This is a genomic window from Nordella sp. HKS 07 (genome assembly GCF_011046735.1).
GTDB lineage: Bacteria > Pseudomonadota > Alphaproteobacteria > Rhizobiales > Aestuariivirgaceae > Taklimakanibacter.
Genome location: NZ_CP049258.1, coordinates 6333571 through 6358923 on the forward strand (window position 1 = coordinate 6333571; position 25353 = coordinate 6358923).

Below are 25353 nucleotides of genomic sequence, written 5' to 3' on the forward strand. Positions count from 1 at the left end.
AGCCGCGCCTACACTCACTTCATCGTGAGTTGCGTAGCTGAGTATTGAAGATGCCGGAGCCGATGGCTCCGGCATTTTTGTATTCGGCGGAGACATTTCCAGGATGAGCGCTTGGCCGAGCACGCGGCGCAAAGCGGCATCTGCAGAGTCCGCTGCGCAAGCAAATAGATAGAGCGCCACGGCGAATCCCTTTGGATCGCGCGGCACTCGAGTGCAACAAATTCCGGCCTGAGATGAATTTCAGTCGATGAACTTATGCCGCGCTGACGAGCCCTTCACGCAGGCGACTGGCGATGACGCGCACGCGATCGCTCGAATAGCGGCCGACGATATCGAGATACTTGGCACGTTCCGCCGCCGACATCGCGCCGTCACCGGTCATGATCTGCTCGATGAGCCGGCGGCCGAAGCTTTCATCGCTCAGTATGCGCTTGGCGTCGCGCAATTCGCGCTCCACTTGCCCCGCGGCGCGCAGAAGTCCGATGCAGGTTTGCGGCAGGCCGGAGCCCCGATAGAGCGAATTGAAGGCGGATGAGCCGCCATAGAGCGCGTCCTGTGCCTTGGCCAGCGAAACATTGGCGAGATGCGCCATCGCGACTTCGACGATACGCATATTGCCGGCGCATGCCGAACGCATGATGATCGAGGCGTTGAGCATGTTGCGGCTGGTCATGAAGCGGATGAGAGACGGCAATTCCAGGTCATTGGCGCTGTCGAGGATCTGCAGGATCGCGCGTTCCTCTGCATCGGCCACCATGTCGGCGGCGTCATTGGCCGGCACCCAGCCGCGCTCGGCCATCAGCTGATGCACCTGGTTGGAGGCGCGCTTGGCCTGCAGGACGCGGATATCGAGCGGCAGCGTATCGAGCGCCAGCAGGCGATCAATGATCTCCTGCACCCGGCCGAAGCGGGCATAGAGGATGCGGCAGTTGCGCTCGGAGAGCGTGCACTGAGCGTTGTCGAAGAGCGCTAGGCAGGCCGCAATATCGGCCTGGGTGGCGATTTCCTTGATGACGTCGTCATCGAGATCGGGGCGCTGAGCCAATGTGACCTGCCGCGCCGTGTCGCCGACGCGCACAATGCTGCGCATCTTCCAGTGATCCAGCGCCGGGGTTTCGGCGAGGAACGCCAGAGCGATGTCGTCGTCATCGGCGACGATGCTGAACAGGATGTCGCCATGGAGATACCGGGCGGTGACGAGCGTCTCGGCGAGAACGCGGCGCACTTCCTTGACGGGATCGGAGGCAAGCTTCAGCAGGCTCGGCACCACGCAGTCGCGCTCGTTTTCCGGCGCTTCGGCATCATTGACGAGGCCGGCGAGTTCGACGGCGAGCTGCATGCGCGCTTGCACGTCTCCGGTTTCGACGATCATGTCGAATATGCTGACATCGAGCCCAGGCTGGCCTTTCATGGAAGAATCCCACTTACTGCTATCCGAATCCTAAAATTGTCAGCTAACCACTAAGAAACGGTTTACCATGACAACCGAGCCGTAAGAGCGGCTTAGGGGGAGTTCTCGCCGATTCCGGCGATTTTGGCACAGATTGATCCGTGTGGCGGTCAGCCCGGCGCGCCCGGCTTGACGGCGCCCTCCTCGGCCCGAGCCTGCGCGGCGACCGGCGTCGTCATCGGCCCGGCCTTCAGAATATCGCCGGCCGTCGCCTTGATGTCGGTCGGGCGCTGCTGACGCCGCCACAGGGCATGCACCGCCATGATCACATAGATGACGGCCATGAAGGTCATGAAGCCGGACGAGCCCAGATACTGCATGAAGAAACCGGCGATCGAAGGCCCCGCCATGGCGCCGGTGCCATAGAGCAATACGAGCTTGCTCGAGGCGCCGAGCATCTGCTCCTTCGCCATATGGTCGTTGGCATGCGCGATGACCAGCGAATAGATCGGCAGAGCGATGGCGCCGAAGATAGTGAAGAGACCGATGAGCATGGTCGGCGATATGCCCGCGGCCGGGATGGAGATGAGCGCTATCGCCGCGGCGACGGCGCTCAGGATCATGATGATGCTGCGCCGGTCATAGCGGTCGGAGAGAAGCCCCGCCGGATATTGCGAGACGATGAGGGCGAGCGGGGGCAGCGCCATCATCAGGGAGACCAGCGACAGCGGCAGGCCCTGCATCAGCGCATAGACCGCCCCCATGCTGAAGAACGCGCTTTGCGCGAGGCCACTGGCGAGCGTTGCCACGATCGCCAGGGGCGAGGAGCGGTAGATCTCGGCGATCGTCACCGAGCGGGTTCCGGCGAGGCTCGGCGTCTCCGAGCGCATGAGGGTCAAGGGCAGCATCGCTATGGACAGCAACGCCGACACGATGATGAAACGCGAGAAGCCGGAGGAATCCGCCACATTGAGCAGGAACTGGCCAAGGCCCATCGCCGCATAGGTGACGATCATGTAGATCGAGAGCAGCTGGCCGCGGTTCTTGTTGGTCGAGGCTGAGTTGAGCCAGCTTTCGCACACGATGAAGAGGCCCGAAGTGCACAGGCCCGCCACGAAGCGCATGAGGAACCACCAGATCGGGTCGATCCACAGAGGAATGAGCAGCACCGCGGTCGAGACGACCGAAGCGAAGGCGGCGAAGACACGGATATGTCCGACGCTCTGCACGATGCGCGGCGTGACGATGGAGCTGAGCAGAAGTCCGGCGAAATAGCCGGACATGATGAGGCCGGTGGTCGCGGCATCGAAATTTTCAGCACTCGCCCGGACACCGACGAGTGAGCCGTGCAGACCGTGGCCCAGCGACAGGATGGTGACCGCGAGGAGCAGCACCCAGACCGAGCGCAAACCGGCAACCATCAAACCCCTCCGCTATGTCGCATAAGGCCTAGTGCACGGAGATTGTGAAGGGATTGTGCCGCCGGCTGGAGAAATCAGAGCAGACCCACCTGCTTCAGCTTGAATTCGAGGAGATCGCGGTCGAAGGGCTTCAGGAGAAATTCCGCGGCACCTTCGATGATGGCGCTGCCGATTTCATCCGTATTGGCCTTTTCTGTATAGACGAGCACCACAGGCTTGCGGCCATTGGCGGCACGGCGCACGCGCTTGACGAATTCGCCGGCGCTCATGCTGCCGATCCGGTCAGCCGTCACCACGACGTCCGGAGAATTGGCGCGGCACAGCTTCAGCGCCGCGTCGGCCGACGCCGTCTCGGACATGTCGAAGCCGTACTGTCCGAGCAGCCGGCTGAGTTCCTGCCGCTCTTCGTGATCCTCATCGACAAGCAGACATTTCGTCATGTCGATTATTCCTTCCAAACGCATCCGTAACCAGCCCTTTTAGCCTTGAGTCAGTCCTGCGACTCCGGTGGTTAATGCGTCGTTAACAGACTTTCCACAGCCGCAGACGTCAGGAAAATTCATGTTTTTTCAATGCGTTAGATTTCCACGCGCGGAAGTTATCCACAGGGTCAGCTCCACACTCTGTACGGGCTTTTCGGGAGACTCGCTGCGCGACTCAGGCGCCGGCCTTAACAATCTTTGATTGTAATAACCTCGCTTGGGCACCGCACCTTGAGAAATTGACTTAACGTTATAATCTAATAGACGGGATCATATCGGGGGTGGCCTATTGTAAGGACGCATCACTGACGATCGCCTTCCCGGCCCTTTGCAAGATCGAGTGCCAACGGCCTGCAGACGGCGATGCGGCGCAGGCGCATTAACCGATCGCATCGCGATCAGGCGATCGGGCAACTCGCTGCCCTTCCCATAAAGACGGATACGGAGACCGCGCTCCATATCTGGACGACCACTCTGGAGCTGGCGGAACAGCACGCCCTAGCCGCTTACGACGCCGTCTATCTCGAGCTCGCGATCAGGCGGCGGCTCCCTCGCCTCGCTGGACAAGCAACTGATCGAGGCTGGCCGCCAAGCGGGGCTTCCCAATCTGTAACGCACCCCTTGTCCGAAAGCACGAACTCGGGGCAGTACACATCCGTCCGGCGATGCTTTAGGTAAAGGTCAAACGGAGGCCAGCATGCCCGGACTGTGGTTCGAAGAATTCGAGATCGGCAAAGTGTACAGCCATTCCATCACGCGCACCGTGACGGAAATGGACAATATGATGTTCTCCTGCCTGACCATGAACCCGCAGCCCCTCCATATCGACCGGCATTTCTCCGCCCGGACCGAATGGGGCCAGCCGCTCATGAACTCGCTCTTCACGCTGGGTCTGATGATCGGCATTTCGGTCAATGAGCTCACTCTGGGCACGACCATCGCCAATCTCGGCATGACCGATGTGAAGTTTCCCGCCCCGCTGTTCCAGGGCGACACGGTGAACGTCACCACCGAAGTAATAGCCAAGCGCGAAAGCAAGTCGCGGCCGGAGGCCGGCATCGTCGATTTCCATCACAAGGCCTTCAAGCAGGACGGTACCCTCGTCGCCGAGTGCCGCCGCCAGGCCTTCATGCGCAAGCGTCCGGCCTGAGCCCGCCATGCGCTCCTTTCTCTTCGTTCCCGCCGACAGTGAAAAGAAGCTTCGCAAGGCGCTCGGCGGCGCCGCCGATGCGGTGATCCTCGATCTCGAGGACTCCGTGGCGCTCGCCGACAAACCCAAGGCGCGCGCCCTCGCCCGCGAGGTGCTCGCCGCGCCGCGCGGCAGCATGAAACTCTTCGTGCGCGTCAATGCGCTGACCACCGGCCTCACCGGTGACGACCTCGACGCCGTCACGGCGGCGGCACCTGACGGGCTCGTGCTGCCCAAATCGGAATCGGGCGCCGACGTGAAACGCCTCGTCGAAATGGCCGGGCTTCCTGTTGTCGCCATCGCCACCGAGACGGCCGCCTCGCTGTTCAATCTCGGCACCTATGGTGATTGCGGGCCTGAGCTTCTGGGCCTGACCTGGGGCATGGAAGATCTCGCGGCCGCCTTGGGCGCGCAAGCGAACCGCGATGCGCTAGGCCGGCCGACCGGTCCCTATGAGCTTGCCCGCACGCTCTGCCTCATCGGCGCCCGCGCCGCGGGCGTCGAGCCGATCGATGCCGTCTATGCCAATTTCCGCGATCTCGCGGGCCTCGAGGTCCAATGCCATGACGCGGTCCGCGACGGCTTCACCGCCAAGATGTGCATTCACCCCGATCAGATCGACGTGGTCAACCGCATCTTCACGCCCTCGCCCGAGGCGGTGGCACGGGCGCGGCGCATCGTGGATGCCTTCGCGCAAGCAGGCGATGCCGGCGTTATCGGTCTCGACGGCGAGATGCTGGATGTGCCGCATCTGAAAGCAGCGAAGGCCCTGCTGGCCCGGGTGGCCGGCTAGTCTAGTGCCTTCAGCCGGCACGCATTAGAAACATCCATGTCGCCGAACTTCGTCTACCAGTTATACAGAGTGGCCTCCGAAATGCCGTGCTTGCGGGCAACATCACCCGCCTCACGCTCGCGCCGCCAAGAAAAGTGAACGGATCGCCGCCGAGCCGCCGCTGGCGTGTGATCAGGAAAAGTGGGCACCGGTTTTCCGTCCGATCACGCGCTACCCTAAGAACCCGATCACGTTTATCACTTCAGGTCGATTCGATCTGAAGTGATCGTGATCTAGGCGGCGGCGAATATCGTCTCTTCGCTTGCATCGGGCCGTCGATGCCTCAAGCCCTGGGCGCTGATGAGTCCGCTGGGTGGGCGGATACCTTCCGTTACGGCCGCTCTTGTGATATCATCAGTTTTCTTCTCGAACGTGGGACGGTTGGGCCAGCCCTACGGCTGGAAGGAGATGCCATGTCCAAACATTCGAGCCTCCTTTTGGCGATCTTCGCACCAGTGTTCGCCGCAGCCTCGCTAGCGCCCGCGGCGGAAATCGAAGACGACATCCAAGCCCAGATCAAGGCCTATCTCAATAAGCGGCCGGAGCGGGCGTTCCAGGTCGAGCAGGCTCCGGGCTCCCCCGTCGTCGTGCCGCCAGAGGCGCGGCGCGATCTGCGCTATACCTTTCAGAAGCGCATGGCGATTTCCGGCCACGGCATTCTCTTTGATATCGACGGCAAGCTGGTGAATCTCGAGCCGGGCGAGGCGGACAAGTTGCAGGCCGAACTTTTGGACGCGCTACGCCGGGAGGAGCCGGGCGGCAAGGGTGTGTCCGAGGATGCAGTCGCGAAGCTCGGCGATCTCGCCAAAGAACTCGACGGGCTTGCCTCACAAAAACTCGAACCCGAGCAGGCGGCGGCGCTACGCCATCTCTCCATTCGGGCGCTCGCCAATCGCCTCAATGACGAGCGGCGCAGCGCCTATCTGTGGCGTGCCAATTATCTCTGGCATCATTACAAGCTGAGCGATGCTTTCCGCCTGCGTCCTGAGATCCTGCAGGTCAGCGAGCGGCTGCGCGACATCCTGCGCGAGCTGTTCCGCCAGACCGCCTATATGGACGACTGCACCCGCGGCGGCGTGCCGGTACCGCCGGATTTCTCGGTCTCGGGCAGCGTGTGGGCGCATCAGGGCGATCTCACCATCAATATGCTCGATCCGGGCGGGGTGGCGGAGGTGTGGACCTGGGCCTCGTCCTCCTTGCGCGGCGCCTGCGTGGCATTGCCGCGTGGCACCGGGGGCGCCAACTCCTTCGCCGGTATCATCTGCCAGGGGGCGGAGAGCGGCAATGCCTGCTTTTGGGATAATATCGAGCGGGCAACCGGTAATCGGGTGCCGTGGGCGAGCGCGACCATGCACATCAACCAGCTCGAGGACGGCAGCGACCTCGTCGAAACCTGCCCTTCGTGCCACAAGGGCAACAATGTCTATCTGATGGCGCCCGACGATCCGACTTGGTGCCGGCTGTTGCGCGGCGGCCAGATAGGGGTTTCCTGCACGGCGCCGGACGGGGCCAACGCGGCGAATCTGACTCTCGAACTCGACGGCAATATCAACCCCATTCCACAGCCGATGACCTCGACAGTCCATTCGAGCTACCGGCCAATGTCAGGCACGCCGCCGCGGGGAGGCTGGAGCAACAGCGCCATGACGAACCCGAGCTGCGGCGGCCAGTGCCACCTGAACAGTGTGGGCAGCTTCACCGTACCGATGATGCCGCCGGCCTGCGGGATGGATTGCTATTGAACGAAAGTTTGTAGGACAGCGCATCTTGCCGCTGGATGGTCCGGCGAGCGCGAGTCGGATCCGAATACCCCGGCGGGGGGACCTGAAGCTGGTTCTTCCATTGGCCAGACAAGCCGGTGCGGCCACTGCCGCCACCGGTACTGCCGGCACAGCAATGTAGGAGGTAAACATGGCAAAGGGAGTGATTGTCTTTTTGGCCATATTCACTTCTATATTTTCTGATTTGCGAGAGAGTCACGCGCAGGCCGACATTGGAACAGAAATCGTTAGTTTAATAGCGGAAAAATGTCTGGACGTCGGAAATGGCAGTCTGACTTCTGGCTCAGATGTGAGGCAATACAGTTGTTACGAAGGCGCAAACCAGAAATGGATGGCACGAGATGCAAGCGCACCAGGATATGTGTACTTCGTGAATCAAAACAGCGGTCTATGTCTTGATGTCCGCATTGGTGGAGCACAGGATGGGACGCTGCAGCAGTATACCTGCCACTACCGCGACAATCAGCTATTCCGCCTTGAGCCGCAGGCGGACCCGGCGGGCGGAGTGCGCATCGTTGCAAAGCATTCGGGTTATTGCCTTGATGTTCCTTCGGGCAGTACTCAGGATGGGGTGTTGATCCAGCAATTCCCTTGTCATTTGGGTCGCAATCAGCGCTGGGTATACGCACCTAGTGGGCCTTATAGTTTTCAGGTATCTGCGACTCCCATCGGACGTCACCCCATCTCTCTCCGAGATGGTCAGTCCTACTCCTTTTCACTATCCAATCTTGTTGGAGTTGTTCCTTTCATGCATCTCTGGAGCAACGTCCACGGAAACGTTACGCCTCTGGGGCAGAACATGCTTGCCTCAAGGGTTCCCACTTTGAGTTACGTGGTTCCTGCCGGTAAAGGAGGGGCATATACCCTTTTCGTTCACGCAGCTCCTGGAGCCGCACCTGGCACGGCCACACTGACCGTTCGGGAGAATGGTTCAGTCCTCAGGCAAATTATGAACTTCTCGTTTGGGGGAACAGTGGTCGATGTTCCTCGCTCAACCAACTCATCCCCGTTTCGATATGAGACTGTCGCGTTGCCCGGCGGAGTTGAGAACACCTTCATCCTTGCGCTCAGTAACTTGAATTATCTTGAGGGATTTGATGATGATAGTGGAATAGGTCGCGCCTCTCGGATCACCGGTGCAGGGACATCCCGAATTGTGGTTGGTACGGTCAATGGCATCAGCGGACCCTCGATGTTGTACGCGAACGATGTATTTCGCGACAATGACGGTGATGGACTAGGGTACGGTTTGGAGCGCGAACTCGGTATATGCGACATGAAGAATGTCCAAGCACGATGTGCGACAGTCTTCAATCTGAGCGACACGGACCGCGATGGGATTGAGGACCGAGTTGAGGTGCTTGGGGTGGATGTTCCGCCTAATGTACAGAACGGCCAAACTGCGCCAGCGGCATCCTTCCTCTTTCCCAAATGGGGGGCCAATCCTCGCCACAAGGACATCTTCTTCGAACTCGACTATAAAGACGAGATTGGTGTAAACCCCTTCACACATGCCTATGCTTTGGCAGTCCAGGGGCTCTTTTCCGGCGCGCTCGCGTCTGAAATCGGCAACAAGGACAATCAAGATGGAATCAACGTTCACCTTGACATTGGGCTCGCTCCTCAGGCCGGGTATGAGACGCTCTATGGCAATTGGGGCAACGGCGGAACGCACGGAGCGGAAGCTGCTCGCAACACCTGGCAACTCCAGTACCCGGGCCACGACAATCGAAAGGAGCCCTGGTTCTTCCCCGTCGTGGAGTATGGGACAGCAGGCACAGGCAGTTTCGGATTCAACGACCAGACTTGGCACGAGTTCAGCCATACGCTGCTTATTGGGCACGAGAGCGTCAGGGGCGGGCTGAACAGTTCGGTGGTGACGCCCGCGCTGGTTTCCTATACCCAATGGCGAAATCCGGATGCCAAGTTCCTGGGGAACCAATTCCTGGAGAGTGGGATCAACTCTTCGAGTCTTTGCGAGTCGAGCAATGAGATCGGAACGGCGCTCTCAGACCCGAGCTACCGGAGCTACTTGCTGAACAATCACGGAATCTGGTCTGACGCCAACACCGTTGATTGGAACCGGGATGGAGTCATCACCAATTGCACCACCGGCGGTCGGGTAAAGGCGAACCTCTCGGCTGGTCCAATCGACAACGATGCCCCGGTTCAAGGCGAGCAGACTCTCTCGAAGACCGACGGGACCGCGGGCGGGAGCTTCGGAGTTGGTTCAGGCGACGTCGTTGGCACCATTGTTGGCGCCCCCCAGATGGTTCGCCTAGGCAGCGCCCCCAATAGCTTCTTGTATATCTTCTATGCGAAAACGGATCCTTCGTATGGGACGAGGCTCTATTACCGAGCCGGCAGAGTCGGCAGTGACAAGTCGATTGGTGGATGCGCGAGCAGCGCGGGCATGGAGTTCCTGGGAAACGGCTGGGGCCCTGGCACAACGACTCCGTGCATCACCTGGTCGAACGCGGCACTTGTTTCTCTGATACACGGTCTCAAACGCTTCGCCGTGACAGCGTTGTCGGACCGAATTGAAATTGCCGCCAGCAACTCGAGCGATAGCAATATCCACTTCTATCATCTCTCCAGTCAGAACAACTCCACAGGATTGATGGGCACCGGCCCCTCCCTTGTCGGCGGTCTCAAACTCAGTTCTTCACCGAGAAGCGACCTGCAATACGAGATTGTACGGGCTCCCCTTCTTACCGGTGACAAGGTCAATGAGCACCTGGCGTTGTTTTGGATCGACACCAATACCAGGGAACTTCGGTGGGCAAGCAAGCCTGCTGGTACGACTCAGGTGCCGATCCTGCGCGGCGCACTCTGGAACGACGCGAGCCCTTCAGTCGGCCTTGTTGCGCATGATAACTCATCCCTCTCGCTCGCGTCTTGGGGGACAGGGATGACCGGAAGCTTGGCGCGCGAGACGTTCCTCTTCTTCCACAACAGTCGCGGAACCGGCAGCATTTACAAGCTTGATCCAGCAAGCGAGAAGTGGGTGGACATCACGAGCACAGCTCTCCCGAACGGGAACTGCTCGACACTCGGTCAGAAAATTGGCTTCAGGTTCCAGGAGGCCGTCAATAGCTCAGGCGATATCCTTCAAGCAGGCAAGGGTCACTTCTATCTAACCTATCTGAACTGCGGCGGGCCTGCTGTCGTGACCTTGAACAGCGGAACGGTGAACGGCAAGCCCACGGCGCTCAGCGCGACCCGGAAGCCGTCGGCGTATCTGACCTTCGACAGGGGGATAAGAGCCTTTCCGAACCAGGGGCACCCAATCTACGGGGTCACCGGCATCGCCTACTACTCCGACTCTTTCGTAACGTCGCTCAAGGAAGCGTATGTCGATGCAGATGGTGCCCTGCAGTTTCTCCCCTTCGCTGACGGCATCTTGAAAATGCAGTACAAGCCGACCAATCAGTTCAAAATACTCGAAGCCACGATTTGCCGGGCACTGAAATCACACCCCCAGACCGGCCTTTCATCATGGTCTGCCGACTGGGCGGCAAGCGATGCTTTCTGTGGCAACAACGGTATGCGATTCAGCATGGATCCGAAGAACTTTGTGCCCTCTACCCAGACGCTTTGGGGCTATTGAGCCACCTCCAGCGGGAATCAAAGGAGTCAGTAACGGGGACCGCTATCGACGCATGTAGTTGGCTGACACAAACGCCTCAGCAAGTGATCGCCGAATTCTTCGAACTCTGGTGGAAGCGCCATGGTGATCGTCCGATTGCGCTCCGCGAGCCTGATGAGCAAGCCTACCGAACAATCGACCCACATAACCGCGGCTGCCAGTTTATGTCTTCGCAGTTCGAGAAGCTGAATGGCACCCGCATGGCGCAAATCCTTATCGCCAAAGTCTTCAACTTTGGCGGGATTTGCTCTAATCCGGCCGGCGCATCCGCCAGGCCTGTTCCACGGTCGCATATTCGCTGTAGCCCATGCGGGCGATCGGCCGCATGGCGGCGGTGTCGACGCGGCCGTCATGGATGAAACGGTCGTCGATATAGACGCCGACGACGCGCCCGATGATCGCATATTGGTGCGCATCGCCGTGATTGTCCGGCAAGGGTACGATCTGGAACAGGCGGCATTCGAGCGCCGCCGGGCTTTCCTTCACGCGAGGCGGCTTGACGAAGCGCGATGGCTCGGGCGTCAGGCCGGCGAGCTTGAACTCGTCGACATCGGGGCCCACCCGGGCCGACGACATGTTCATCGGCTCGCGCAGATCATAGGTCGCGAGATTGATGACGAACTCGCCCGTCGCCTCGATATTGGTGAGCGAGTCCTTCATGCCGCCCGAGCCGATCACGACATAATGCGGCTGCTCGGCGATGGCGTTGAAGAAGCTGTAGGGCGCCAGATTGGGCACACCCGACTTCGCCATGCTCGAGACCCAGCCGATCGGGCGCGGCGCCACGATCGCCTTGAAGGGATCATTGGGCAAACCGTGCTTGTTGTCGATGGCGTCGTAATGCATCAGCCGAGCCTTCTGAGCAGCGCCGGCAGGTCGGCGATGCTGTCGATCACATGATCAGCGAGCGGCGCCAGGTGATCCCGGTCCGAATTACCGGTGAGCACGCCGATGGCAAGCCCCGCGCCCGCATCATGCGCGGTCTCCATGTCGTGCGGATTGTCGCCGACCATCGCCACTTCATCCGCCCTGATGCCGATCGCATCGGCGAAGGCATGGATCATGTCGCCATGAGGCTTGGGCCGCGCCACGCTGTCGGCGCCGAGAATGACGTCGAACAGATCCGCCGCGTCGAGGGCGCGCATATGGAGAACGGCGGAGGCCGCGGTATCGTTCGTGCCGACGCCGAGCCTGAGCTTCATTGCATGGAGCTCGTCGAGCACCGGCTTCAGCGGCATCAATGTCTTCAGGTGCTTCATGCCCAGATGTGCGTAATCGACATTGAGGAGCCGCATCTTCGCAACGATGCCGGCTTCATCGAGGTCCGGCCACCAGACATTGACGATGTCGCGCGTGGTGCCTTGCGCCAGCACCGAGCCGGCGCGGAAGGCGCCGGCTTCGGGGTCAAAACCCGCCGCGACGAATTTGGCCTCTATCTCGTCGGCGCCGAGATCGGCGAAGACGTCCGCCAGAAGCTCGCGATAGACCGGCACCCAGGTGCCGGTCACGTCGATCAGCGTGCCGTCCTTATCGAAGAGAACGCCCTTGATCGCCATGGCTTCAGCCGTGCCAGCGCGTGACGAGCGTCTGTGGATCGGGTCTGGGCCGGTCCTCGAGCGGCGCCTGGGGCGTGCCGAAATAGACGATTCCGACCACCTTCTCCGTCTCGCTCAAGCCCATCGCTTTGGCGATCTCCTGGTCATAGGCGATCCAGTCGGTGTTCCATTGCGCGCCGATGCCGAGGGCGGCGGCCGCCAGCAGCATGTTCTGGGTGAGCGCCCCGGCGGAAAGCAGCTGCTCCCATTCGGGGATCTTCACATGCGGCGCGGCCTTGGAGACGACCACGATGACGGTGGGGGCGCGCAGAAACAGGTTGCGCTGGAATTCGAGCGAATCGGCGCCGTGCTCGGGGTGGAGCGTTTGCCAGCGCGTCTTGAGGACGTCGCCGAATTTGCCGCGGGCCTCGCCCTCGAACAGGACGAAGCGCCAGGGGGCGAGCTTGCCATGGTCGGGCACGCGCACCGCGATATCGAGAATAGTCTGCAGTTGCTGAGCGGTAGGCCCCGGCGCTCCCATGGTTTTCACGGAGGCCGATTTGCGGGTTTTGAGGAGGGAAAGGGCGGAGGAAGTGTCATTGAGGCTGGTCATGGGCGCCAAACAAAGGGCCCCGCCGGCCAAAGTCAAGATCGGAAACAACAAAGCTCAAATGCGCCGATTGCCGTTAACCAATAATTAAGCATAAGGTTGAGGCCGGGCACCAAAGAGTGTTGGCTCTGACAGCCGGCCGGACGGTCGTGGGGAAACAGGGAGTTCGAGAATGCATCAGGGCCGCCAAATACTCGTTCTTCTGGCGGCACTGCTCCTGCCCTCGCCTACGCTCGCCGCCCCCTCGACCGCCGCCATCGATCGGACCCCGGAGATCGAGGAAGTCCGCAACGACGTCGCTTCCGAGATCCGCATCGAGATGACCAGCCCCGGCCAGGAAGGGCTCTCCCTCAATGCGCGTCTGAGCGAGGATGGCGGCCTCATCAATCTGCCGATTTCGTGGCGGGTGAAGGGCTTTGGCGGTGAGACCCTCCTCACCCGCGATGCCGACTTCGCCGAACTTGCCGCCGAGCCCGGCGACTACATCGTCGAGGCGCGCTACGGCATGATCGAGATCGAGCGCAAGGTCACCCTGCTCGCCGGCCAGCATCTCGGCGTCACTTTCGTGCTCAATGCCGGCGGCCTGCGCATCCTGCCCAAGCTGCAGCAGATCGGCCTGCCCGCCGCCCGTCCCTTCACCAGCATCTACAAGGTGTCCGGCATCGACGGCGGCTCGCTGGTGGCGATCACCGAGGAGCCCGGCGAGATCCTGCGCGTCGGCGCCGGTTCCTATCGCATCGAAAGCCGTTTCCAGCCCGGCAACGCCTCGGCGATGACGGAAGTCACAGTGAAGCCGGGTCTGCTTTCGGCGGTCGAGATCGACCTGAGCGCCGGCATCGCCCGCCTCGCCGCACCCGGCGCGGACGACCGCGATGTCGTCTGGTTCATCACCGATGCCAAAGGGCAAGCACTGCCCGGCGTCCCCGGCCCCGCCGCCGATGTCGTGCTGAAGCCTGGCCGCTACAAGCTCCGTACACAAATCGATGGGCGCGAGAAGGACTCGATCTTCACCATCGAGCCCGGCAAGATCAGCGCCATCATCCAGGCGAACTGAGTTTCAGCGCAGTACTGCCTACTACCCTCACCCTGAGGCGCCCGCAGAAGGCGGGCCTCGAAGGATGGCAAGCGGCAAGGCCTGTGGACCTGGATCATGCTTCGAGGCTCCCCCGGCTCGAGGCCGGGGTCGCGCCTCAGCATGAGGGTGTGTTGCAGTCTAAAATCATCGCGCTTTAACGAGCCGGCCAGGCTCTGGTCGCCCGCCTCAAAAGGCGGCGATCGTGTCATCGAGCACCTTGGTGGCGCGGACGAAGTTGAGCTTGCGTCCGAAAGCGGCGACGCGGTGGAGTTCTTCCTGCGCCTCTTGCGAGCGTTCTCCCTGGCCGATGCGGCTCAGGATACGGGCCCGGTCGATGAGGAACTGGGCCCAGGGAAAGGGTTCTTTGGCGGCATAGGCCTCTAGCGCCTGGGTGAATTCCTCGGCCTCCTGCCAGTCGCGCCGCTTCAGGGCCGCCGTCATCATGTGGCTGTTGAAATACATGTGATTGTGGCTGGGCGCTCCGGACGCCAATATGGCCCGGGCCTTCTCGATATGGCGTTCGCGTTCCTCGTCGCTCGCCGCGAGCTCGGCCAGCAGGCCAAGCACGATGGGACCCATATAGTTGAGCCCGGTCTCCTCGCACAGCTGATAGGCGAGACGCGTATAATAGTGGGCCTCATCAAACTTGCCGTCGACCATGGCAAGTTCGGCGAAGAACATCTTGCTCTCCGCCTCGAAGCGCTTGGCGCCGAGCGCGATGGCGATCTCGTCGGCTTTCGCCGCATGCACGCGCGCCGCCGCGAGCTCGTCGGCCTCGAACAGCGCGAAATAGCTGCAATGATGAGCGATCATCGCCGCCCGGGGTGCTCCGGCGCGCTCGGCGAGCGCCAGCGCTTCACGATTATAGTCATTGGCCTCACGCCACTCGCCGATCGACAAGGCCGCGATGGCGCACATCGGCAGATTGGCGGCCTCGATCCGCCCGAAACCCTCCTGGCGCGCCAGTGCCACGCAGCGCGTGAAGGCGTCATGGGCGCTGAGCATGCGGCCATCGGCGTAATAGCCGTCACCCAGGCCCCCCAGGGCGCGGATCTCGGCTTCGACCGATCCCGCTTCGCGCGCGAAATCGAGCGCCTTCTGATGCGCGGCCAGGCATTCGGCGTGCCGGCCCTGCGGGAACAGGAGATTGCCACGCAGAAAATAGGCGCGCGACAGATCATGCAGAAGCTTGTCCTCCTCGGCGATCGCCATGGCGCGGTCGAGCGCCGCATTCGCCTCACTGAAGCGGTCGGCGAGCCTGAGGCTTTGCGCGAAGCCGATATTGGCGCGGCAGACGAGCGCGCGCTCCTCGCCGGCGAGTTTCAGCGCTTCGGGCCAGACCGCGAGCGAAGGAGCGATCTGCCCGGTCTCGAGCAGCATCTCGCCGCGCCGCGTCAGGAGCTCGGCCTTGAATGGCCCTTCCCCGGCCAATGCCACGGCGCGCGCATTTAGCGCGATCGCCGTTTCATAATGATAGATCGCCCAGTCGGCCTGCGCCGCCGCGTCATAGGCGGCAGCGGCTCCCGGATCCTGCGCCTGATCGAGATGGCTCGCGGCGAGCAGCCGGTCGCGCGCCGTGAACCAGTGCGCCGCTTTGACATGCAGCGCCTGGCGGCGTGATTTGGGCAAGGTGCCATAGGTCGCCTCGCGCACCAGCGCATGGACGAATTCGAAGCCTTGCGCACCGGGCCGGATCAGGAAGGCGTCGATCAGAGCGCGCAGCGGGACGCTTGTCCCCTCCATCAAGTGGTCGATCTCGGCCTGGGTGAAGCGCTGGCCGAGCACCGAGGCCGTCTGCACGATGCGCCTGTCGGTCTCGCCCAGCCGGTCGAGCCGCGCGACGATGAGGCTCTGGATCGATTGCGGCAGCGCCTCGCCGCCCGCCCCGGTCTTATGATGGAGAAGCTGCACCAGGAACAGCGGATTGCCGGCGGCGCGCGCCAGCACATCCTTGACCAGAGCACTGCCGCCCTCGAGCATCTGCTCGGCGAGGCTCAGTGCATCCTTGTCGGGCAAGGCAGCCAGATCGATGGTGGTGAGCGGCGTCGGAGCGATGCGGGCGCGGAAACCCGCATCGAGCGGATCACCATCGGGACGCGCGGTCAGCAGCAGCGTGATCGGATGCGCCTCGGCGGCCTTGGCCAGCGCCGCCAGCACATCGAGGCCGTCCTCATCGATCCAATGAAGATCCTCGATCGCGATGAGAAGCGGCTTCGCCTGCGCCGCAAGCCCGGCGATCATGGTGAGCGTCCGGGCCCGGGCAGCCCGTCTGCCCGCCATGTCGAACGTATCGAAGACCCGGGCGAGCCGAGGCGGCAGGCCTATGCCCAGCAGATCATGGAGAAAGGTCTCGTCGCGCTCGCTGAGCTTGGCGCGGGTGACGAAAGCGGCCAGATCGTCGCCGCCGAGCAACGCCTGGGTGACCTGTGGGCGCAGCTGCGAATGGCTGCCGGCGCCAAAGCTCATCACCGCCGCGGCGAGACAGCGGCAATTGCGGCCGCGCGCCGCCGCCACAGCCTGCTCCATCAGCCGGCTTTTGCCGATGCCAGCCTCACCGCGGATAAAGGCGATGCGGCCCGTCCGCTCTTTCGCGGTGATATCGAGCTGCGCTTCGATCTGGCGCAATTCCGCCTTGCGCCCGACAAAGCTTGGCGCCCCGATACCCTGCCTGACCTCGCCCGAAACCAGCTTGAAGACCACCTGCGCCTCGGCGAAGCCGTCGAGCCGGCGCGGCCCCATATCTTCCACCGCATGGCGATGCGCCACCGCCTGGGCCAGATCTTCCGACAGCAGGATCTCGCCACTCCTGGCGAGGTCGCACAGGCGCGCCGCCAGATTCACCGAGGAACCGGTCATCGTATAGGGCCGGTGCACATCACTGCCGGTCGAGGCCGCCAGCACGGTGCCGGCGGCGAGGCCGCAATGCACCTCGATCCTGTCCTCGCCATAGCGGGCGGCGAGCGGCGCCAGCCCGGCGCTGATCCCCAGGGCGGCCGAGACCGCGCGCTCGGCATCATCGCCATGCGCGATGGGGGCGCCGAAGACCGCCATGACGCAATCGCCGATATGCTTGTCGACGGTGCCGCCGAGCTTGACGATCACGCCGTCGGCGATGGCGAAGAAATCATTGAGCAGCCTTTGCACGTCTTCCGGATCGCGCTCGCCGGAGAGCGCGGTAAAGCCCGAGAGATCGGCGAAGAGAACCGTGACCGGACGCAATTCGCTGTCCGGCGGACGAACTTCCGGCGCCGCGGTCAGGTTGGTGCCGCAGGCGCCGCAAAAGCGCGATCCCGGCGCATTCTGCGCCCCGCACGCCCGGCAGGCGAGCGCCAGCGCCGCCCCGCAGGCGGTGCAGAAGCGTTGGCCAGGCTTGGCTTGTGTGCCGCACGCCGTGCAGTTCATGTGCCTCTTCCGGTAAATTGATGTGTCGCCACCATGATCACGCGAGCGATATCACATTTCCACCGCGCCGCGCATCGATCCTCATTCCCCCGGCACGGGCTCTGATCGGGCCAGCGCGCCGACTGCCGAATCGAAGCCTCTTCGATATGCGCGAGGAAGGGCGTGGCCTTGAAGGTCGCGAGGATGAGCCGTTCATTGTCGGCGCTCGCGAAGGGGCGAAAGCGCGAGGAAACATCGTCCGCCCCTTCCTGGATGTCGATGAAGAGCGTCGGCGTGGCGCAGGAGGCATCGAACCCCGCCAGACTGACCGAGCGGATGGCGGCATTGCCGCGTGTATACCAACGGACTTCGCGCTTCGCCACGTCATAGACGATGCTCCATTGCGTATATCCGCTCTGGGCGACATCGGCGAGCGTCGCGAAAGCCATCGCCACCGGATCGCCGGCTGGATCGCGCGCGCTTTGCTGGGCGAGAGCGGCACGGGTGAAACGGGCCAGCGACCCGCTGCCCTGCGCCTGCGCACCGCCGCTCTTCACCTGGTTCAGAAAATCGAGGGAGCGTGCATAGCTGTCATTGGCGAGCACTGCATAGGGTAACCCGTCCGCGCTCCGTATCTGGGCCTTGCCGTCCAGGAATTCGACCACCGCGGCGTTGCCGCCCGCATCCATCAGCTTGTAGTGCAGCGGAATGCGGCTCTCGATGCGGACCTTGGCGATATTGGCGAGCGCCTCCTCGACCGTGGCGGAGGTGTCGAGCACATATTGCATCCATTCGGCGACGCCAATGGTGGGACGCGCATCGGGCGCTTCATAGCGCGCCTCGTCGAGCCACATCTGGCTCGTCGCCAGCCCGGCCTCGTTCATACCCGTCATCGGCGAGTCGCGCCCGAACATGTTGAAGGTGATGGAGGCGTAGCGCGCCCGCCAACGCGCCGGCCGGCCTTGCGTCTCCGAGGTCTTGTCGAGGCCGGCCTTATTGACGAGCACCACGGCCTGCCCGATCGGAAAATCGAAATTATAGGCGAGGATGGGACGCTCAGGGTTGGTGAAGGCGATCGTCGTGCAGGCATCGGCGGCGGCCGGCAGCAGCGCCACGATAAGAAGAAGCAGGAGACGCGGCATGGTACTCTCCCTTGTCTCTTGTGGAGAGTACCATGACGGATCCCTGCCCCGCGTGGCCTACTTTGCTAAATTGACCATGACGACACCGGCCAGCGCCATGGCGCCGCCGACAATGGCCACGATCCCCGGAACTTCGCCAAGCCACAGAAAGCCCAGCAAGGTCGAAATCGGCGGCACGCTGTAGAGGAAGTTGGAGGCGCGGCTCGCCGGAAACTTCGACAGCATGATGGAATAGCTCGCATAAGCGATCATGCTGGGCCCGATGCCGAGATAGATCACCGACAGGATTGCTTCGGTCGAGGCCTGCGGAACCTGCGCTATCGCATCCGGCATGGCCGGCGCCAGGATGAGAGCGCCGATGACGATGTTCCAGGCGGCGACGGTGACCGGCTTGTGCGTCTTGAAGAGCGGCTTCTGAGCGATGGTGGTGACGGTGTTGCACAGAGCGGCGCCGAAGACGAAGAGCGCGCCCAGATTGAGGGCAAGCCCCTCGCCCTCGCCGAAGGCGATGAAGCCGATGCCGGCGAAGGAGACCGCCGTGCCGGCCCAGGCCCAGCGGCTGAAGGTCTCATTCAGCAGCAGCATCGCGAAGATGGCGGTGATGATCGGGTTGACGTTGATGATGAAGGCGGCTGCCCCGGCCGACACGGTCTGCTCGCCGATATTGAGCAGCACCGTATAGAGCGCCACGAAGAAGATGCCGCCGATCAGGATGCGCCAGATCTCGGCCCCCCTGGGCCAGCCCGGCCGGGTGATCAGGAGATAGAGGGCGGCCGGCACGCCCGCGATCGCGAAGCGCAAGACGCCGAGCTCGATCGGACCGAAGTCCTTGAGGCCGGCCCGGATGGCCGGGAAGGCCGAGGCCCAGATCAGGATAGTGACAATAACGGCGCCGATGGCGGTGACGTCGCGGGTGACCGGAGCGGTGGATGTGGCGGTGTTGGACATGGGTTCCGATGTCGGACCAAACGAGCTCCTTGACAAACGAAACAATCGAGCATGAGCTGTGAACATGGATCACAGCTCATCGACCCCTTTGCCGCCCCTCGACACCTTGCGCGCCTTCGATGCGGCGGCGCGAACCGGGAGCTTCTCGGCCACCGCCGACGCCCTGAACCTCACCCATGGCGCCGTCAGTCGCCAAATTGCCAAGCTCGAACGCTGGTTCGGTCACCGGCTGTTCGAACGCCAGGCGCGCGGCGTGGCGCTGACGCGGGAGGGCCAGCGCCTCTTCCTGCGCACCTCTGAAGCGTTGTCGATCATTGCCGACGGCTCCGACCGCTGGATCGAAGCGCGCGGCACCGCGGTGGTCCGCCTGACCTCGATCCCCTCGATCAGCAGCCTCTGGCTGATGCAGCGGCTCGCCGGCTTCGAGGGTGGCGACCCGCCTCTGCGCATCGAGCTCACGGTCGAGCATCGCTATGCCGATCTCGAGGCCGAGGGCGGCGACCTGGCGATCCGCTGTGGGCGGGGCCGTGTCCCCAACCGCATTTCCGTGCAGCTCTTCGAGGAGCTGTGCTATCCGATCGCCGCGCCGGATCTCGCCCAGCGTATCGGCTCCGGAGAGCCCGAACGCCTGCTTCGCTTCCCGCTCATCCACGATTCAGATGCGGCAGCCTGGCGGGCCTGGTTCGCCGGCCAGGGCATCGACTACCGGCCGCGCCCGCAGGACCGCCGCTTCGAGGACTACAATCTGGTCCTCGACGCGGCCGCCCATGGCTTAGGGATAGCGCTTGCCCGGCCGCCCCTGACCGAGGGGTCGCACCACCAGCGCCGCACTGTTCAGGTCGACTCCCATAGAGTCAAAAACCCGGTCTCGTATTGGCTCGACCGGCCGGCACGGAAGCCCCGGCCTGCCGCCACGATCCTGGCCAGGAGGATCATGGCGGCCGCCGGCCTCTCCGAGAAAAGTGAAGAAAACTTCGTTAATTCAGATGGTTAACCGCACAACCTCATAGATCAATTAAGTAGCCCGGCGAACTACGCCGTCCGCTCGCGCTTGACGTCAGGTGGCGTGGCTTCTTCAACCAGCATCTTAACCACCTCTTCCAGCTTCAGCGACTGCTGGGCTTGCGAGCCGAGGCGGCGGACATTGAGTGTGCCCTCCTCCATCTCGCGCTTGCCAGCGACCAGGATGACCGGGATCTTGGCCACCGAATGCTCGCGCACCTTGTAGTTGATCTTCTCGTTGCGCAGATCGGTCTCGACCCTGAGGCCTGCGCGCGCAAGCTCCTGGCGGACCTTCTCGGCATAGTCATCGGCATCCGACACGATGGTGGTGACCACCGCCTGGATGGGCGCCAGCCAGAGCGGGAAATGTCCGGCGAAGTTCTCGATCAGGATGCCGGTGAAACGCTCCATCGAGCCGCAGATGGCGCGGTGCACCATGACCGGCATCTTCTTCTGGCCATCGGCATCGACATAGAAGGCGCCGAAACGCTCCGGCAGGTTGAAGTCGACCTGGGTGGTGCCGCACTGCCATTCCCGCCCGATCGCATCGCGTAGCGTATATTCGAACTTGGGGCCATAGAAGGTGCCCTCGCCCGGATTGACGCCGGTCTTGATGCGGCCGCCCGATTCCCGCGAGATCCGCTCCAGGAGCCGGCTCAGCACGTCCTCGGCATGGTCCCACATGGCATCGGTGCCGACCCGCTTCTCCGGCCTCGTCGCCAGCTTCACGACGAACTCAGTGAACCCGAAATCGGCATAGACCGAGAGGATCAGGTCGTTGATCTTGAGGCACTCCTCGGCGAGCTGCTCCTCGGTGCAGAAGACATGCGCATCGTCCTGGGTGAACCCCCTGACCCGCATGAGCCCATGCAGCGCGCCGGATGGTTCATAGCGGTGCACGGCGCCAAATTCCGCAAGTCTTATAGGTAGATCGCGGTAGGACTTGAGGCCATGCTTGAATATCTGGATATGGCCCGGGCAGTTCATCGGCTTGAGCGCGAAGACGCGCTGGTCCTCGGTTTCATCGCCCGCCGTCTGCACCTTGAACATGTTCTCGCGGTACCAGCCCCAATGCCCTGAGGTCTCCCACAGGACCTTGTCGAGGACCTGGGGCGCGTTCACCTCCTGATAGTCGGCGCGCAGTCGCCGGCGCATATAGGCGATGAGCGCCTGGAACAGGGTCCAGCCCTTGGGATGCCAGAACACCACGCCCGGCCCCTCTTCCTGGAAATGGAACAGGTCCATTTCACGCCCGAGCCGGCGATGATCACGCTTTTCCGCCTCCTCCAGGGCCGTCAGATAGGTCTGGAGATCCTTGTCATTGGCCCAGGCGGTTCCGTAGATGCGGGTCAGCATCGGATTCTTGGCGTCGCCGCGCCAATAGGCGCCTGCCACTTTCATGAGCTTGAAGGCGGAGCCGATCTTGCCGGTGGAGGTCATATGGGGGCCCCGGCATAGGTCTATCCAGCCGCCCTGGTCGTAGAATTTGATCTCCTGATCTTCCGGGATGGCGTCGACCAGCTCGACCTTGAACAGCTCCCCTCTTGACTTGAAGAATTCCTTCGCCGCTTCACGTGAAACGATTCGTTTACTAAAGGGCTTGTCCCGGGCGATGATCTCCCGCATTTTTTTCTCTATCGCGGGAAAGTCTTCCGGGGTGAACGGCTCATTGCGGAAAAAGTCATAAAAGAAGCCGTTTTCGATCACCGGGCCGATCGTAACCTGGGTGCCGGGATGAAGCTCCTGCACGGCTTCGGCCAGCACATGGGCGGCGTCGTGCCGGATCAGTTCGAGCGCTTCGGCATCATCCCTGGTGATGATTCGGACCTTGGCGTCCGCGGTGATCGGATCGGCGAGGTCGGTCAGGACGCCGTCCTTCATCAGGGCGACGGCCTTCTTCTCGAGGGATTTGGAGATGGAGGCGGCGAGCTCGGCGCCGGAAAGTCCCGCATTGACCTGGCGCACGGCGCCATCGGGAAAAGTCAGATTTATCATGGTCTTCTCCTGCTCACTCCTGCACACGCAGCAGGTAAGCTTTCAAGTTGCAACGGGCCGCTTATGGCAGCGCAGTCGCCCCCGGTCAACGGTTGCTGACCGTACACGGACGATCAGCAGCCGGAAGATGTAAGCTCGATAACCGCGTATTAACCTTAACAAGTCATCCTCCCTGACCGAACTGCACAGCAACACAGCTGGGGACGAACTATGACCAAATTCCTTCTTCGCCTTTCCCTTTGCACGGCGGCCCTTGTCGCCGTGACCACCACGGTGGCCCAGGCCGCCGATTATGAGCCGCCGCCGCCCGAAATGCGCGGCTCCTGGACCGGTCCCTATATCGGCGGGTTTGTCATGGGCGTCGGCGTCGAGAGCCGCTATGACGCGGAATGTAACGACCCGGCCGACTGCCTTATTGATCCCGAGATGAGCGGCTTCACATGGGGTGGCGGTCTGCTGGCCGGCTTCAACTACGATATTGGCAACGGCATCCTGATCGGCGTCGAAGGTGACTATGGCTGGGCCGGCAGCGTCGACAATGACGATCCGGACGAAGCGACCGACATGAAGATCAAGGATATCGCCACGCTGCGCGCCCGCGCCGGCTACATCTTCAATCACGACACTCTCTTTTACGCCACCGGTGGTTTTGCCTGGGTAAAGACCTCTTTCGGCGGTGAGGTTGGCTCGATCGTCGATGGCCGTGAGTACATCGATGACACCCAGTGGACCGGCGGCTGGACCGGCGGCGGCGGCATCGAACATGCCTTCAGCGAGTATCTGCACGCCCGCCTCGAGTATCTCTACCTCGGCATGGATGACGAGGAATATGACCTCAACGTCGGCACGGTCGATCTCGAATTCGACGGCGGCATCCATTTGATCCGCGCCGGCCTGACCATCAACTTCGGCAACTACTTCTGATCGCTCCAGACGTTACTTGTTAGTTGCTTAGGCTGCCTGCAGTTGGAAGGCGCTGGAGTTCCCATCCGGCGCCTTCCTCATTTTCGCCTCCAGGCGACGTGGCGCCAGGCTCGCCAGTCATTATGCGGGAATGTTCCCGGCACCGGGTCGAAACCGTCGCCGCCCCAGGGATGGCAGCGGGAGACGCGTGATAGGCCGAGCCAGAAGCCGGCCCAGGCGCCATGCAACCTGATCGCATCCATGGCGTAATCCGAGCAGGTCGGCAGATAGCGGCAGCGCCGTCCCAGCACGGACGAGACGGTGAGCTGATAGAGCCGGATCAGCCCCAGCAACGCCAAGCCCACAGGCGTAGTCGCCTGTCGGTTTTCAGCCTCATCGCGCCGTTCACACATTCTGTCTCTTTCGCAAGCCGATTAAAGTCGGGCGACCGTTACGGAGATAGGCATGCCCACGCCCCAGCCCAATATTCTCTTCATCATGGCCGATCAACTGGCGGCGCGCAGCCTGAAGGCCTACGGCCATCCGTTGGTGAAGACACCCCATCTCGATCGCCTGGCGCAGGAAGGGGTGGCGTTCGACAATGCCTATACGCCGAGCCCGCTCTGCGCCCCGGCCCGCGCCGCGGTGATGAATGGCCTGCTCCCTTCGCGCAGCGGCGTCTATGACAACGCCGCCGAGTTCCCTTCAGCCATTCCGACCTTTGCGCATTATCTGAGGATAGCGGGTTATCGCACGAGCCTGTCAGGGAAAATGCACTTCGTCGGCCCGGATCAGTTGCATGGCCTCGAAGAGCGCCTCACCACCGATATCTATCCTGCCGATTTCGGCTGGACCCCCGACTGGCGCCTGCGTCAGGAGCGCATCGACTGGTGGTACCACAATATGACCTCCGTCCTGCAGCCAGGCATCGCCGAGATCACCAACCAGCTCGAATTCGACGACGAAGTCGCCTTCCTCGCCACCCGCAAGATCTATGACTATGCCCGATACGAGAATGAGGCGCCCTTCTGCCTCATGGCCTCCTTCACCCATCCGCACGATCCCTACGCGGCCAGATCCAGGTTCTGGAACCTCTATCGCGACGAGGACATCGACCTGCCGGCGATCCCGGCCCTCGCCAAGGAGGATCTCGATCCGCACAGCCGGCGTCTCTATGAGATGTCAGCGATGGGCGATTATGTGGTGACGGAGAAGGATATCCGCGCCGCGCGCCATGGCTATTACGCCAACATATCCTATGTCGACGACCTGATCGGTCAGTTGATGGCGGCCCTCGCGGCGACGGGTAAGCTCCACGACACCATCATCGTCTTCACCTCCGATCATGGCGATTTCCTCGGCGAGCGCGGCCTCTGGTATAAAATGTCTTTTCTCGAGCCCTCGGCGCATGTGCCTCTCATCGTCTGGTCACCGAAGCGCTTCGCATCGCGCCGGGTGAGCGAGCCGGTGACGCTCTGCGATCTGTTGCCGACCTTCGCCGATATCGCGGCCGACGGTAAGGCGAGGTTTGCCCGCAAGATCGACGGAAGGTCTCTCTATCCCCTGCTCTGCGGTGCGCCCGAGGATAAGGAGGCGACCGCCTGGGGCGAGTATCTGGCCGAAGGCGCCGTTGCCCCGCTCTATATGTTGAGGCGCGGCAACTGGAAGTTCATCCATACGCCCGTCGATCCCGATCAGCTCTTCGATCTGGCGGTGGATCCCCAGGAGCGCGTCAACCTGGCGGATGAGCCGCGCCATAAGGCGCAGGCGCAGGCGTTCCGCCGCGAGGTCGAGCAGGCTTTCGATATCGCCCGCATCACCGGGGAGGTGCTGGAGAGCCAGCAGTCGCGTCTCATGATGTTCGAGGCCTTGCGGCGCGGCGCGCATTTCCCCTGGGATTTCCAGCCGCTGCGCCAAGCCTCCGAACAATATACCCGCAACCACATGTCGGTCACCGATCGCGACCTCAGAAGCCGGTTCCCGGCGGCACCCGATATCGAGGACAAGAGGCGTTGAGA

General features: G+C 62.4%; 19 protein-coding genes and 1 pseudogene. 8 read left to right on the forward strand and 12 right to left on the reverse strand.

The features are described from left to right. Positions 1-253 precede the first annotated feature (253 nt). The 3 genes from G5V57_RS30005 to G5V57_RS30015 form a co-directional block, all read right to left on the reverse strand. Complete coding sequence (locus G5V57_RS30005; RefSeq protein ID WP_165172265.1) at positions 254-1411, reverse strand: DUF2336 domain-containing protein; 1158 nt, start codon at positions 1409-1411, stop codon at positions 254-256. Positions 1412-1560: 149 nt separating this feature from the next. Beyond that, on the reverse strand, positions 1561-2811 hold the full coding sequence (locus G5V57_RS30010; RefSeq protein WP_165172267.1) for an MFS transporter: 1251 nt from the start codon (positions 2809-2811) through the stop codon (positions 1561-1563). 74 nt (positions 2812-2885) lie between these two features. Continuing rightward, positions 2886-3251 carry a response regulator gene (locus tag G5V57_RS30015; RefSeq protein WP_165172269.1) on the reverse strand — a complete coding sequence of 122 codons (366 nt, stop codon included), beginning with the start codon at positions 3249-3251 and terminating at the stop codon, positions 2886-2888. Between the two features lie 739 nt (positions 3252-3990). Between G5V57_RS30015 and G5V57_RS30020 the strand changes: the two genes are divergently transcribed. After that, on the forward strand, positions 3991-4443 hold the full coding sequence (locus tag G5V57_RS30020) for a MaoC family dehydratase (protein ID WP_165172271.1): 453 nt from the start codon (positions 3991-3993) through the stop codon (positions 4441-4443). Between the two features lie 7 nt (positions 4444-4450). Beyond that, positions 4451-5275, forward strand: coding sequence for a CoA ester lyase (locus G5V57_RS30025; RefSeq protein ID WP_165172273.1), 825 nt, complete (start codon positions 4451-4453; stop codon positions 5273-5275). Positions 5276-5331: 56 nt separating this feature from the next. On the opposite strand, the pseudogene G5V57_RS34965 reads toward G5V57_RS30025, so the two are convergent. Beyond that, positions 5332-5463, reverse strand: a pseudogene (locus tag G5V57_RS34965) (transposase); the annotation flags it as partial. A 264-nt stretch (positions 5464-5727) separates the two neighbouring features. Between G5V57_RS34965 and G5V57_RS30035 the strand changes: the two are divergent. Both G5V57_RS30035 and G5V57_RS30040 read left to right on the forward strand, forming a co-directional pair. After that, entirely contained in the window at positions 5728-7056 is a 1329-nt protein-coding gene (locus G5V57_RS30035) for a hypothetical protein (protein WP_165172275.1), read from the forward strand. Positions 7057-7225: 169 nt separating this feature from the next. Continuing rightward, a complete protein-coding gene (locus G5V57_RS30040; RefSeq protein ID WP_165172277.1) occupies positions 7226-10705 on the forward strand; it encodes an RICIN domain-containing protein in 3480 nt (1159 codons plus the stop codon). A 288-nt stretch (positions 10706-10993) separates the two neighbouring features. Here G5V57_RS30040 and G5V57_RS30045 read toward each other — a convergent pair whose 3' ends face one another. From G5V57_RS30045 to G5V57_RS30055, 3 genes are read right to left on the reverse strand one after another with little or no spacing between them, the layout of a single operon-like run. After that, complete coding sequence (locus G5V57_RS30045; protein ID WP_165172279.1) at positions 10994-11590, reverse strand: flavin reductase family protein; 597 nt, start codon at positions 11588-11590, stop codon at positions 10994-10996. After that, positions 11590-12300: an HAD family hydrolase gene (locus G5V57_RS30050; protein ID WP_165172281.1), complete on the reverse strand. Its 711-nt coding sequence runs from the start codon at positions 12298-12300 to the stop codon at positions 11590-11592. Before G5V57_RS30050 ends, G5V57_RS30045 begins: the two co-directional genes overlap by 1 nt. Before the next feature lie 4 nt (positions 12301-12304). After that, entirely contained in the window at positions 12305-12892 is a 588-nt protein-coding gene (locus G5V57_RS30055; RefSeq protein ID WP_165172283.1) for a nitroreductase, read from the reverse strand. 169 nt (positions 12893-13061) lie between these two features. Here G5V57_RS30055 and G5V57_RS30060 point away from each other — a divergent pair, with 169 nt between their 5' ends. Continuing rightward, positions 13062-13943: a hypothetical protein gene (locus tag G5V57_RS30060; RefSeq protein ID WP_165172285.1), complete on the forward strand. Its 882-nt coding sequence runs from the start codon at positions 13062-13064 to the stop codon at positions 13941-13943. Positions 13944-14150: 207 nt separating this feature from the next. On the opposite strand, the gene G5V57_RS30065 is transcribed toward G5V57_RS30060, so the two are convergent. From G5V57_RS30065 to G5V57_RS30075, 3 genes are read right to left on the reverse strand one after another with little or no spacing between them, the layout of a single operon-like run. Next, on the reverse strand, positions 14151-17366 hold the full coding sequence (locus G5V57_RS30065; RefSeq protein ID WP_165172287.1) for an AAA family ATPase: 3216 nt from the start codon (positions 17364-17366) through the stop codon (positions 14151-14153). After that, the gene (locus G5V57_RS30070; protein ID WP_165172289.1) at positions 17363-18487 is read right to left on the reverse strand and encodes a linear amide C-N hydrolase; all 1125 of its coding nucleotides are present in this window, start codon (positions 18485-18487) and stop codon (positions 17363-17365) included. The genes G5V57_RS30065 and G5V57_RS30070 overlap by 4 nt, the downstream gene beginning before the upstream one ends. A gap of 57 nt (positions 18488-18544) precedes the next feature. Beyond that, the gene (locus G5V57_RS30075; protein ID WP_165172291.1) at positions 18545-19435 is read right to left on the reverse strand and encodes a DMT family transporter; all 891 of its coding nucleotides are present in this window, start codon (positions 19433-19435) and stop codon (positions 18545-18547) included. A 64-nt stretch (positions 19436-19499) separates the two neighbouring features. Here G5V57_RS30075 and G5V57_RS30080 point away from each other — a divergent pair, with 64 nt between their 5' ends. Beyond that, positions 19500-20429: a LysR family transcriptional regulator gene (locus G5V57_RS30080; protein WP_165172293.1), complete on the forward strand. Its 930-nt coding sequence runs from the start codon at positions 19500-19502 to the stop codon at positions 20427-20429. 38 nt (positions 20430-20467) lie between these two features. Here the strand turns inward: G5V57_RS30080 and thrS are convergent, their stop codons facing one another. Next, positions 20468-22432 carry a threonine--tRNA ligase gene (gene thrS, locus G5V57_RS30085; RefSeq protein ID WP_165172295.1) on the reverse strand — a complete coding sequence of 655 codons (1965 nt, stop codon included), beginning with the start codon at positions 22430-22432 and terminating at the stop codon, positions 20468-20470. A gap of 210 nt (positions 22433-22642) precedes the next feature. Here thrS and G5V57_RS30090 point away from each other — a divergent pair, with 210 nt between their 5' ends. Continuing rightward, entirely contained in the window at positions 22643-23356 is a 714-nt protein-coding gene (locus G5V57_RS30090; protein ID WP_165172297.1) for an outer membrane protein, read from the forward strand. Between the two features lie 77 nt (positions 23357-23433). On the opposite strand, the gene yidD is transcribed toward G5V57_RS30090, so the two are convergent. Further along, a complete protein-coding gene (yidD, locus tag G5V57_RS30095) occupies positions 23434-23748 on the reverse strand; it encodes a membrane protein insertion efficiency factor YidD (RefSeq protein WP_165172299.1) in 315 nt (104 codons plus the stop codon). 52 nt (positions 23749-23800) lie between these two features. On the opposite strand from yidD, the gene betC reads away from it, so the two are divergent. Further along, positions 23801-25351, forward strand: coding sequence for a choline-sulfatase (gene betC / locus G5V57_RS30100; protein ID WP_165172301.1), 1551 nt, complete (start codon positions 23801-23803; stop codon positions 25349-25351). The last annotated feature ends 2 nt before the right edge of the window (positions 25352-25353 follow it).